This is a genomic window from Rossellomorea oryzaecorticis (assembly GCF_038405515.1).
GTDB classification, from domain to species: Bacteria; Bacillota; Bacilli; order Bacillales; family Bacillaceae_B; genus Rossellomorea; species Rossellomorea oryzaecorticis_A.
This window is the reverse complement of sequence record NZ_JBBYAF010000008.1, coordinates 20,951-33,307: the sequence shown is the minus strand read 5'-3', so window position 1 is coordinate 33,307 and position 12,357 is coordinate 20,951. Positions and strand designations below refer to the sequence as shown.

The following is a 12,357-nucleotide window of genomic DNA, read 5'->3' as shown; positions in this document are numbered from 1 at the left end:
AATGAAACCATAGTTTAACTTTTAACTTCATTGGTTGCGAAAGGAGCAGACATCATGCTGACATTGATTCAAAACGGAGAAGTATACGCTCCAGACTACTTAGGAAAAAGAGATATTTTAATAGTGAATGACAAAATTGGTTTTATCGAAAAGAAAATAGACCTTCCGAAAAATTTCGTGGATATTGAGGTTATTGATGCGGAAGGGAAATATGTGGTTCCGGGATTTATCGATTCCCATGTACATATAATAGGCGGCGGGGGTGAAGGGAGCTTCAAGACACGGACACCTGAAATACAATTAAGCCAATCGACTCTTTCGGGTATCACGACATTGATCGGTGTAATCGGCACGGACGGCACCACCAGAACGATGCCAAGTCTTATTGCCAAGGCAAGGGCCCTGGAAGAGGAAGGGATCACTTGTTATGTCCAGACCGGCTCATATCAGGTGCCTCTTAAGACTCTTACTGGAAAAATCGAGGATGATATCATATTGGTTGATCGAATCATCGGCGTCGGAGAAGTTGCGATCGCTGATCATAGGTCTTCTCAGCCAACAGTCAATGAACTTGCGAAGATCGCCTCCGCTGCACGTATAGGAGGGATGCTTTCTGGAAAGTCAGGCATCGTAAATATCCATGTCGGTGACAGCCGGGATCATTTGAAACTGATCGAAGAAGTGATTGAAACCACCGATATACCGAGAAAACAGTTCTATCCGACCCATATCAATCGTAACTCCCATTTATTTGAGGCTGGAATTGAATATGCTCTAAAGGGAGGATACGTCGACTTTACTACAAGCACGATCCCTCAGTTTCTGGAGGATGGGGAAGTTAAATGCAGCAGGGCATTAAAACGTATGCTGGATGCAGGGGTACCGATAGATCAAATCACCTTTACATCCGATGGCCAGGCCAGTTTGCCGCTATTTGATGATCAAGGTGAACTCGCCGGCCTTCAGATTGGAAAGGTCTCGAGTTTGTATAGGGAGGTGAGGGATTCGATTGTGAATGAAGGGATCCCTCTTGAAACTGCTATAAGGGTGATCACCTCCAACCCTGCAAAGATACTGAAATTAAAGCATAAAGGACATGTCCAGCCAGGAAAGGATGCAGATTTGGTCCTTCTGGACAAGGATTCATTTAATGTAGAGACGGTATTGGCCAAAGGTAAAGTCATGGTAGCGAAAGGAGAGGCAATCGTAAAAGGTACGTTTGAATCATAGTTTATGGTTGTATGTATGAAAAGAATGGCATATTCGTATGTCATTCTTTTTTCATTAGTCATTTCAAATGATAAAATGGATTATATTGGTTGAAGGAGAGATGGGGATGAGTGGAAGGGTTATTATTGTGGAAGGGATACCGGGTGCAGGGAAAACATCTACAGTCCAAATGATTTCAAGATTATTGAAGGAGAAAGGCATCCCTGTAAAAGCATACATAGAAGGGGACGGGGATCAGCCTGCGGATTATGAGGGAGTCGCTTTGCTGTCTGAAGTGCAGTTGTCTTCTATTGAAAGAAATAATAGTGAGTCAGCGAACGGTTTGCAATTTTATTGTGAGCGAACTGAGTATGGAGTGTTGGCTCATTATGCAAAAATGGCAGAAAGTAACGGATTCCCAGAGGGTATCATAAATGAAATCTCCCAGGATGATATCTACAACAAGGAGCCTGTAATTTATACTGCCCTTATTAAAAATAAATGGGAACAGTTCAGCAAAATACTTGCCAGCACGGATAATGTTTACATATTGGATTGTAGTCTTCTTCAGAATCCGACTACGTTCCTTAGTGCAAGGAATGACCTGCCGGAAGACTACATTGAATCATTCGTGCTGGATCTCCTTAAGGAAGTGAAGGAGTATCGTCCTCTGGTTATATACTTGGAGCCGAGTGATATCAAAAAAGCATTTGAACATGTAATGGCGGAACGTTCAGAGCAGTGGTTCAATTTCGTGAGAGACTACTACACAAAACAGACATATGGAATGAATCATGATCTAACCAATGATTTAGACGGGGTTATCAGTTACCTGACGCATCGTGTAAAGCTTGAAAAGTCTATTTTGACAAAAGCCAACGTGGATTGGATTCATATTGAACGTGATCAATCATCATGGGAGACAGTGAATAATAAGATCGAGAATGAACTTTTCCTTCATTTTTAGGGGAGGATGAAGCGCCATCAGACTTCAGGCGGAGGAAAAAACCACCAAGAGACGCGGGAAGGTACATAGGAACTGCAGTAAGATAAACATATAGTAGAAAAAGATGGGAGAAGGGTTCCTTTGAAAAAAATGATTGAAATATTCAAGAATCCAATTTTTTTGAAGTTGTTCATGGCTAATTTGACTTCTCATATGGGAAGTGTGATCGGTCTTACTGCATTTATGTTTTACCTTTTGGACCGCTTTTCGGAACAGCCGATGTATGCGTCGATTACAGAAATGATGTATTCGCTTCCGACTCTGGTGGTATTCTTCCTGGTGGGGGTACTTGCTGACAGAATGGACCGGCAGAAAATTGCCTATCACTGTGACACGATCAGTGCTCTTTTAACAGTTATCTTGGTAGGGGCAGTCTATACCGGATGGCTTCCTTTAATCTTTGCTGTGCTGTTTCTGCGCAGCGGCGTACAGAAATTCTTTTTTCCAGCAGAGCAAGCCATTCTGCAGGGAGTCCTTTCCAAGGATGATTATTCCACTGCAGCAGGGTTGAATCAGATGGTGATGAGTTTATTCATGCTTCTTGGGAATGCCATCGCGATCTTTGTTTATTGGAATGCCGGAATTTACGGAGCACTTCTTGTTGATTTGGTTACATTTGTGCTGAGCGCCATATTGATCAAGAAATGTGTCATTCCCGAAGAAGTGCGCCAGCCGAATGGAAAGCATACTTGGAAAGACTTGAACGTCTCATTCGTCATGAAGGACTTCAAGTCGGGACTTGTCTACATCCTGAATAATAAACTTCTTCTTACTTTAATTAGTGGATTTGGTGTTTTTGGAATAGTAAACGGGGGATTTTCTGTTATTCCGATATTCATTCTGAAATACAAGTTGGCACCGGATACTTATGAAGAATACTCAATCCTATTGGGGATTGCTTTCGGGTCAGGGGTCTTGATCGGAAGTATTGTTTCCTCCATGCTCACACAGAAATTTAAATTTTATCAATTGATCGTTGCAGGACTTGTCATTTCAGGAACGTTCATTGTTGCAGCCTCATTTGCACCGACCACCTGGATCTTTATGATGATCGTGTTTATCGCAGCCTTGGGGCTTCCTCTCGTAAATATTGCAATCGGCGGCTGGCTGCCAAGTATCATCGATCCAAAAATGATGGGACGGGTACAGGGGTGGATCAACCCCCTCATGATGCTGTCACAATCCATCACCCTTGGAATCATCGCTGTCACCTTCCCAACTGCGGTTTCCGTCGAAATGCTATATTGGCTCGTAGGAGGCTGTTTAATCTTAGTGGGAGCTTTTTATAGTGTGATCTTACCTAAGTTCATGAAAGAAGAAGAAATTCAACCTGCCGTTGTTAATGGATAGTTTGTGGAAGAATACGGCTGGGACAAAAATGTTTTAGTATAAGTTAAACCCGAACTAATTAGTATTCTAAGAGGCAAATTAGTTTGGGTTTTTAATTTCTTTAAATGGACATTTATATCTAGCTCTTTCTAGCGGTTGATTGGAGTGCAAGACGAAGACTCCTGCGGGAAGAGTAGCTAATGTGAGACCCCGCAGGAACGAAGTGACGAGGAGGCTCACGGGCTACCCGCGGAAAGCGAAGTCTTGCACGGAAATCATTAGCGGTATTAAGAGACTAGTCTGAAATAGTTCGTATGGTTTTTTAGTTTTGTATCAGCCTCATTTTATTTAATAAAAAGAATAAAATATATTTGAACGTTTTTTTCATATCATTCGTAATATCATTGAACGCACTGGCGGATAGAAGGGAAACATGCGATGGAAGAGAGAGAACTGATCAAACGTGCAAAAAAAGGGGACCACGAAGCCTTTGCTACCTTATTTAAACAACACTATCCTTTTTTAGTAAAGTACTTAATAAAAGTGACGATGAATAAAGATCAGGCTGAAGAGCTTGCACAGGATACAATGGCAAAAATAGTAGAAAAAATCCATCTCTACAATAGTAAGTCCAAGTTTTCTTCCTGGCTGATCACGATCGCAACCAATCGGTATATCGATATTCAAAGAAAAAAGGGAAAAGAGAAGAACTGGCAGAAAGAACAAGCCAACTTCCGCAGTTTGAAATGGAGTATGGAATCAAGAAATGAAGAATGGAATGATGTGCTGGCGGCGCTATCGACTTTGGAGGATGGGGTGAGGATACCGATTATCCTAAAGCATTATTACGGTTATTCTTATGAAGAAATTTCCAATATGATTGGATTGCCCCCCGGAACCGTTAAGTCCAGAACCCATCACGGCATTCTGCGGTTACGAAAGGAGTTGAAACTGGATGAACAATAAACAACAGCCAAATAAAGAACATGAACTGGACCAAATCCTTAAGGCCGGGATTGAGCCTATAGAGAATGAAGTGGATGATACTGCACCCTCTCAGGAATGGTTTGAGCAATTCGTCCTTCAGCAGCAAAAAGACATAAAAGCGGGATTGAAAAGGGACCTGGTCCTATTCATGTTCATTGCAAGCTGTCTGCTGATTCTCCTTTCACTCACATTTGTAAAATCACCAATGCTTTTTCTTCTTTTGCAGGGTGCTGTATTTATTGGGGCAGCCATTTTCAGCGGCTTTACGTTTTTTAAGCAGGTGAAGAAGAGATGACGAAGGAAGAAATTTATCTATTATTGCTCATTATTCCAGTCCTTCTTGCTCAAAGTATCTACTTATTTCTAGATGCCAGGAAGAATGGCCATCATTTTTGGTTTTGGGGATTATGGGGACTGATTCAAACCCCAATGCCGCTGATTTTTTATTTTATTTTTGCCAAGAAGATATGGAAGAGGTTTAAGAAAAGGGGAGAGGGTTGAATGATTATTGTGACGACGGATTTTGTGCCCGGTAAAGAAATCAAGGAACTAAAAGGATTTGTGAGAGGAAGCACTGTACAAGCCAAGCATATTGGAAAAGATATCATAGCCGGATTAAAAACGATCATAGGCGGAGAAATCAGTGAGTACAGTGAATTGATGGAGGAAGCAAGACATCAGGCGATTGAAAGAATGAAGGAAGAGGCTTCCCGAAAAGGGGCCAATGCGGTAATCGCCGTGCGGCTGGAAACATCTGCAGTGATGCAGAATGCCTCTGAAATAATTGCCTATGGTACAGCCGTTACAGTGGAATAATCACTGCCGTAGAGTCATATAGTGAATTGGGTGCACCAGGAATCCTGCCCGCACATAATGTATAAAGAAAATTGTCAATAAAAATAAAATTGACACAATTTAAAACCTATAGTATGGTTATTAATGGAATAAATAATACTGAAGAAATGGAGGGTTTGTGATGATCAACCTATATGCAGTTCAAGGCAAAGGAAAAGAAGCTTTTACTAATTTCATATCATCACATAACCAGTAACTCCTTATTCACAATTCAAGCGGATAACAGGCACAGGTTATGACGGTAATCTGTGCTTTTTTATGTCCAATTACGGGCGTTAACAAGGCACCGGCAGGCCCACTGATGCAAATCAGCCCTGCCCTTAGAGCCTTTTTAACGCCCTTTTTTATTTGGTAAATGGACTTGTAGATTTTGGCCGGATCTAGCGGTTGATTGGAGTGCAAGACGAAGACTGCTGCGGGAAAAGCGAGTTAGGTGAGACTTGTCCAGCTCCGGCGGCTAGAGGCTCGAGACATAAGCCATGCCATCCAAAAAGGCAAAAACCGCCTTTGTGGCTGCCCTGTCTTATGCTTGTCGCCTCTGGGCGAGCCGCCTCCGCTTTTCTGACCCGCAGGAGCGCATGCGACGAGGAGGCTCACCAACCGCCCGCGGAAAGCGAAGTCTTGCACGGAAATCAATAGCGGTATTAAACATAAATTGCCGGTGTTATCAGGTACAGCACCTGTTCACATAAACAATAAACATTTAGGAGGAAAAAAAGATGCTGAAAGTACAAAAGAAAAAGATGATGACAATAGTTGAGACAGAAGGCGGATAGTAAACGAATGAAAGATAAGGGGGTAAAACGATGTTTAGTATTTTTAAAAAATTATCATGGTTTTTCAAAGAAAATTGGAAAAGGTATAGTGTTGCGATCTTCCTTTTGACGATTGTGGGGATTCTTGATGTGATTCCGCCAAAACTCGTCGGAAATGCGATCGATGATATTCATCTCGGTTCGATGTCCTGGGATGTATTGAGTAAATACCTTTGGTTATTAGCTGGCATCACGATCATTTCATACGCGATGACCTACGTATGGATGTATCAATTATTTGGTGGAGCGTTTCTCGTTGAACGCAAACTTCGGTCAAACTATATGGGACATTTATTAAAAATGACACCGACTTTCTTCGAGAAGAATCGTACGGGAGATTTGATGGCAAGGGCAACCAATGACTTAAAGGCGATTTCTGTAACTGCCGGATTTGGTGTGCTGACGCTGATTGATTCAAGTGTCTTTATGCTGACCATCCTGTTTACAATGGGATTCCTGATCAGTTGGAAATTAACGATCGCCGCCATCCTCCCTTTGCCGATCATGGCTTTACTGATGAAGGTGTACGGAGCAAGAATCCATAAACGGTTTACAGAAGCTCAGGATTCTTTCGGGGACTTGAATGATAAAGTTCTTGAGTCGATTGCAGGTGTCAGGGTAATCAGGGCTTATGTCCAGGAAAGAGCGGATGAGGGCCGGTTTTCTGACATGACAGAAGATGTATACAAAAAGAATATAGAGGTAGCAAAAATTGACTCATTATTTGATCCAACCATAAAAGTACTCGTCGGTCTTAGTTATTTGATCGGACTTGGGTATGGAGCGTATCTCGTGTTCCATCAGTCCATCACACTGGGGCAGCTCGTATCGTTCAATGTCTATCTCGGGATGTTGATTTGGCCTATGTTTGCGATTGGTGAACTGATCAACATCATGCAGCGGGGGAATGCTTCACTTGATCGTGTACAAGAAACGCTGGATTACGTTCAGGATGTAAAAGATCCGGATCATCCTCAATCTGTCGATACGCCGGAAAATGTATCGTTCGAGGAAGTCGATTTTCAATATCCATCCTCACAGGTGAAGAATCTGACCAATCTAAAAGTGAAAATTGGCAAGGGGCACACACTTGGAGTGGTCGGGAAGACAGGAAGCGGAAAGACAACATTCATTAAACAGCTTCTTCGAGAATACCCTGAGGGATCAGGTTCCCTGTCGATTGCGGGAGTTCCCATAAAAGATCTCACTCTCGAGCAGGTCAGAAGCTGGATCGGATATGTTCCTCAGGACCATGTATTGTTTTCGAGAACCGTGAAGGAAAATATTTTGTTCGGACGGCATGATGCTGATGAAACAGACCTGGAACAAGCAATTGAGCTTGCCGATTTCAAAAAAGACTTAGAAATGCTTCCTGACGGTTTATCTACGCTGGTAGGAGAAAAAGGAGTTGCACTTTCCGGGGGCCAAAAACAGCGTATTTCCATTGCGAGGGCACTCATTAAAAATCCTGAAATTCTTATTCTGGATGACTCCCTATCAGCGGTCGACGCCAAGACAGAAGCAAAAATCATTGAAAATATTCGAAATGAACGTGAAGGAAAAACAACGATCATCACGACTCATCGTCTATCCGCAGTTCAGCATGCTGATTGGATCATCGTGTTGGAGGACGGTAAAGTGGTGGAAGAAGGGGTCCATGGGACACTTCTTGAGAATGACGGCTGGTATAAAGAGCAATTTGACCGTCAGCAGGTTGAAGATTCCTCACTTGAGGAGGTGGGCGTATGAAAGTCGGAAGAAGACTTGTAGACTATGCGCTATTATATAAAAAAATTATCATTGCAGCGCTGCTGATGCTGACCGTTTCAGTGGCAGCAGAGCTTGCAGGACCGTTCATCGCCAAGAAAATGATCGATGATCATATCCTTGGGATAGAAGCGGCATGGTTTGAAACTGAAAAAGGTAAAGACGCCGTCTCGTATAAAGGAAAATGGTATAAAAGAGAACAGTATTTTAACAGTGTAGAAGAAAAGGGGGAAGAAGTGAGAGTCCTTCAAGTCGGAAGGGAGTTTTACTTTATCCCCGCTGCCATTTCATTCAATGGTGAGCGTAAAGTGACAGACGGCAAAATGATTATTACAAAAGGAGAAGAATTTGAAACGTATCCGGCTCAAAAATTGAGTGGTGATGAGCTGCTAGACTTTTATAATCCGGAAATCCCAAAGATTATTAAACTGCTTGCCTTTTATTTTGGGCTGCTGGTGGTTGCATCCTTCTTCCAGTATGGTCAGCGGTTTTATCTTCAAAAAGCTGCCAACAGAGTCATCCAGAAGATGCGTGACGATATCTTTCAGCATATCCAAAAGCTGCCGATCCGCTATTTTGATAACCTGCCGGCAGGGAAGGTCGTTGCAAGGATCACAAATGATACGGAAGCCATACGGGATTTATATGTGACCGTGTTGTCTACGTTCTTCACGAGTACCATCTATATCATCGGGATTTACATTGCACTGTTCATTTTGGATGTGAAGTTGGCTGCAATCTGCCTCATCTTGATCCCGATACTCGTTATCTGGACTTATTTGTACCGGATCTATGCATCGAAATATAATCACATCATCCGGTCGAAGGTCAGTGACATCAACGCGATGATCAATGAATCGATCCAAGGGATGAACATCATTCAAGCATTCAGCAGAGAAAAGCAAACAAGCGGCGAATTTGAAGAGTTGAACGGTACACATTATAAATATCAAAATAAGCTATTAAGCTTGAACTCCATGACTTCTCACAATCTTGTCGGAGTATTGAGGAATATAACGTTCGTCGCATTCATCTGGTATTTCGGGGGAGGATCGATCGGTGTAGGATCAGTGGTGACACTTGGTGTTCTCTATGCTTTCGTTGACTATATCAACCGATTATTCCAGCCTGTGACCGGAATCGTCAATCAGCTTGCGAACCTGGAACAGGCACTCGTGGCAGGTGAGCGGGTTTTCAGTCTCCTGGATGAGGACGGGACACAGGTAGCGGATGATAAAATGTCCCGCTATCAAGGAAACGTCAGCTTTGAGCACGTGTTCTTCGGCTACAAAGAAAATGAATATGTGTTAAAGGACATAACGTTCGAAGCGAATCAAGGAGAAACCGTAGCTCTTGTCGGCCACACAGGATCAGGAAAAAGCTCAATCATGAATCTCTTATTCCGTTTTTATGATGCCAATGAAGGGAAAATCATGATCGATGGACAGGATATTAAAGATATTCCATACCAGACAATCCGTGAACATATGGGGATCGTCCTTCAAGATCCGTATTTATTTACAGGGACAATTGCATCCAACGTCAGTCTTGATGACCCAAGGATTTCAAGGGAAACAGTAGAAGGAGCGCTGAAGGCGGTAGGTGCAGAAAAAGTATTCAAAAACCTGGGAAAAGGCTATGACGAACCTGTTATTGAAAAGGGCAGCACCCTTTCTTCCGGTCAGCGTCAGTTGATTTCCTTTGCCCGTGCGCTTGCCTTTAACCCGGCGATCCTAATTTTAGATGAAGCAACTTCGAGCATCGATACAGAAACCGAGGCCGTGATCCAGGAAGCGATGGAAGTATTGAAGAAGGGAAGAACTACTTTTATCATCGCTCACCGGCTATCCACCATCAAGAATGCAGATCAGATTCTTGTATTGGATCGCGGGGAAATCGTTGAAAAGGGAAATCATGACGAACTCATGAAAAATGGAGGACGGTATTTTCAGATGTATCAGCTTCAGCAAGGATCATCTTCAAATTTAGCAGGATAATACAAGATAAAGCATCTGACTCTCATGGTCAGGTGCTTTATTCATAGGGGTCCTCTTTTTCATGATCTGTTAATAACAAATTCCGACTCTATTATGTACGAATTGAGGCTGCATCAATTCATTGTAGATAAAATCACCTGTATCATAAATTGAAATACTTTTGCCATTCTCAGGGAGTGTGTCCCTCTTTATACGGTATTCACCTATTCGATCGCCTTCAGGAAGATACGTCGGACAAACGATGGTCCATTCGAGGCCGGAAGCCTGAAGCATTAGAAAGGCCCTGAGATGATCCTCTGCAGCGACCGAGCTCCTCCTCTTCGATTCATTGGTTTGAAAACGGTATAAGTGGGGTTCCGTCCTTGAATTAAGTATCCCGGCCGTACCGCATGTGATGATGCGGGAGATACCGTTTTGCCTCATCGCTTTTAAGATGATGGGCATACTTCTCGACAACACATCCTCTTTGTCTGTATTCAAACAGCTTATCACTGCATCACAGCCTGCAATCGTGTTAAATACATCTTTTTCATTGAGGACATTCCCGGTCACTGCATGCTCCCGAAGGGTCTTTTTTCCGTTACGCTTTCTGTTAAGACGATGAATCGTGTGATCATTTCGTGCTTTTTCATATACAACAGAACCGACCCGGCCGGTACTGCCGAAGAGAGCAAGTTTCATTGTGCATACCTCCTAAAAAAAAACTTTCTTGTTATCTCAATTTATGCTCATTCAACAGGTTAGATTAAAAGTATACCAAAGGAGTATGAATCTGCGAATAACTAATCTTGAAATTAAGATTTTCTTATTGACTTTTGATAGGTATCGTTTTATGATGACATTCGTAGTTAATAATTCCGATAAGATTAGTGGGGGTTTTGATAATGAAGAAATGGAAATTTACAATGGTTCTGCTGCTTGCTCTTTCAATGGTGCTTTCAGCCTGCGGACAATCCAGTGATAAAGAAGGAAACGGGGATTCAGAAAAGTCCCTGTACGATAATGTGAAAGAAGAAGGAAAGCTATTAGTGGGTACAGAAGGAACATATCCTCCTTTCACGTTCCATGATGAATCCGGAAAGCTGACCGGGTTTGATGTAGAAATCGCGCGAGAAGTAGCGAAACGCCTTGGTGTTGAGGCTGAATTCAAGGAAACTCAATGGGATGCAATGTTTGAAGGCTTGAATTCTAATCGTTTCGATATGATTGCCAATCAAGTAGGGATTCGTGAAGACAGACAAAAGAAGTATGACTTTTCAAAGGCGTATATCGAATCAAGTGCGGTGGTTGTCGTCTCGAAAGATAATAGCGATGTGAAATCATTTGAAGATATAAAAGGACTTACTTCTGCTCAATCACTGACAAGCAATTACAGAGATATTGCAGAAGAGAATGGCGCTGTCATCCAGGGAGTCGACGGGCTTGCTCAATCAATTCAGCTGCTAGAACAGGGGCGTGTTGATGTGACAGTCAATGATAAAATTTCAATCCTTGATTATATGAATAAACAAAAGAATGCCAACATCAAAATTGCAGCCGAAGCTGAAGATGCAGGCCAAAGCGGATTGATGTTCCGCAAAGGCAGCGACAAGCTGGTTGAAGAAGTCAATAAAGCGTTAGAGGAAATGATGGAAGACGGAACATACGAAGAGATCTCCAACAAGTGGTTCGGTGAGAATGTATCTCCTGAGTAGTATTTTTCAAAATCCTGAAGAAATGTTCGATATTTTACAAAGCTCCCTGCTTCCCATGATCAAGGGAGCTTTGTATTATTCTATCCCTCTGACGCTCATATCGTTTACTTTAGGATTAATCATTGCTGTATTCACTGCATTGGCCAGACTATCAAGGTTTTCCGTTTTAAGAGGCATCGCGAGAGTCTATGTGTCCGCTATAAGGGGAACTCCCCTGCTAGTGCAGCTGTTCATCATTTTCTTTGGTCTCGGTTCACTCGGCATCGAATTCCTTAAGCTGGAACCATTTCCTGCCGCCGTCATTGCGTTCTCATTGAACATGGGAGCGTACTCTTCTGAAATAGTGAGGGCTGCGATCCAGTCCATTCCGAAGGGGCAGTGGGAAGCAGGTTATTCCATAGGCATGAGCTATTCACAGACGCTTAAGAGGATCATCCTGCCGCAGGCGACCAGGGTGTCCATACCGCCTTTATCCAATTCATTCATCAGTCTTGTGAAAGACACGTCGCTTGCCTCGTTGATTTTCGTAACAGAAATGTTTAGAAAAGCACAGGAAATTGCAGCAACGAACTATGAGTTCCTGCTCATGTACATGGAAGCTGCACTCCTATACTGGATTATCTGTTTTATCTTATCCATCATACAGGGACGCATAGAAGCGAGATTAGATCGCTATATAGCTAAATAATGAATAAGGA

Annotated in this window: 12 protein-coding genes; 11 read left to right on the top strand and 1 reads right to left on the bottom strand. The window is 42.6% G+C overall.

The features are described from left to right. Positions 1 to 54: 54 nt before the first annotated feature. From iadA to AAEO50_RS05845, 9 genes are all read left to right on the top strand, one after another. On the top strand, positions 55 to 1,230 hold the full coding sequence (gene iadA, locus AAEO50_RS05885; RefSeq protein ID WP_341981491.1) for a beta-aspartyl-peptidase: 1,176 nt from the start codon (positions 55 to 57) through the stop codon (positions 1,228 to 1,230). 106 nt (positions 1,231 to 1,336) lie between these two features. Further along, positions 1,337 to 2,176, top strand: coding sequence for a hypothetical protein (locus AAEO50_RS05880; protein ID WP_341981489.1), 840 nt, complete (start codon positions 1,337 to 1,339; stop codon positions 2,174 to 2,176). Between the two features lie 120 nt (positions 2,177 to 2,296). Then, complete coding sequence (locus AAEO50_RS05875; RefSeq protein WP_341981487.1) at positions 2,297 to 3,565, top strand: MFS transporter; 1,269 nt, start codon at positions 2,297 to 2,299, stop codon at positions 3,563 to 3,565. Between the two features lie 417 nt (positions 3,566 to 3,982). Continuing rightward, complete coding sequence (sigY, locus tag AAEO50_RS05870) at positions 3,983 to 4,510, top strand: RNA polymerase sigma factor SigY (protein ID WP_341981485.1); 528 nt, start codon at positions 3,983 to 3,985, stop codon at positions 4,508 to 4,510. Further along, positions 4,500 to 4,826 carry a YxlC family protein gene (locus tag AAEO50_RS05865; protein ID WP_341981483.1) on the top strand — a complete coding sequence of 109 codons (327 nt, stop codon included), beginning with the start codon at positions 4,500 to 4,502 and terminating at the stop codon, positions 4,824 to 4,826. The genes sigY and AAEO50_RS05865 overlap by 11 nt, the downstream gene beginning before the upstream one ends. Then, positions 4,823 to 5,032 (top strand): sigmaY antisigma factor component, encoded by a 210-nt coding sequence (locus tag AAEO50_RS05860; protein WP_341981481.1) that lies wholly within the window; start codon positions 4,823 to 4,825, stop codon positions 5,030 to 5,032. The genes AAEO50_RS05865 and AAEO50_RS05860 overlap by 4 nt, the downstream gene beginning before the upstream one ends. Continuing rightward, positions 5,033 to 5,347: a YbjQ family protein gene (locus AAEO50_RS05855; protein ID WP_341981479.1), complete on the top strand. Its 315-nt coding sequence runs from the start codon at positions 5,033 to 5,035 to the stop codon at positions 5,345 to 5,347. A gap of 845 nt (positions 5,348 to 6,192) precedes the next feature. Then, complete coding sequence (locus AAEO50_RS05850) at positions 6,193 to 7,950, top strand: ABC transporter ATP-binding protein (protein WP_341981477.1); 1,758 nt, start codon at positions 6,193 to 6,195, stop codon at positions 7,948 to 7,950. Then, the gene (locus AAEO50_RS05845) at positions 7,947 to 9,965 is read left to right on the top strand and encodes an ABC transporter ATP-binding protein (protein ID WP_341981474.1); all 2,019 of its coding nucleotides are present in this window, start codon (positions 7,947 to 7,949) and stop codon (positions 9,963 to 9,965) included. Before AAEO50_RS05850 ends, AAEO50_RS05845 begins: the two co-directional genes overlap by 4 nt. Positions 9,966 to 10,034: 69 nt before the next feature. On the opposite strand, the gene AAEO50_RS05840 is transcribed toward AAEO50_RS05845, so the two are convergent. Continuing rightward, complete coding sequence (locus AAEO50_RS05840) at positions 10,035 to 10,646, bottom strand: NAD(P)-dependent oxidoreductase (RefSeq protein ID WP_341981472.1); 612 nt, start codon at positions 10,644 to 10,646, stop codon at positions 10,035 to 10,037. Between the two features lie 203 nt (positions 10,647 to 10,849). On the opposite strand from AAEO50_RS05840, the gene AAEO50_RS05835 reads away from it, so the two are divergent. Then, positions 10,850 to 11,659 carry an amino acid ABC transporter substrate-binding protein gene (locus tag AAEO50_RS05835; RefSeq protein ID WP_341981471.1) on the top strand — a complete coding sequence of 270 codons (810 nt, stop codon included), beginning with the start codon at positions 10,850 to 10,852 and terminating at the stop codon, positions 11,657 to 11,659. Next, positions 11,643 to 12,347 carry an amino acid ABC transporter permease gene (locus tag AAEO50_RS05830; protein ID WP_175988174.1) on the top strand — a complete coding sequence of 235 codons (705 nt, stop codon included), beginning with the start codon at positions 11,643 to 11,645 and terminating at the stop codon, positions 12,345 to 12,347. Before AAEO50_RS05835 ends, AAEO50_RS05830 begins: the two co-directional genes overlap by 17 nt. Positions 12,348 to 12,357: the final 10 nt, after the last annotated feature.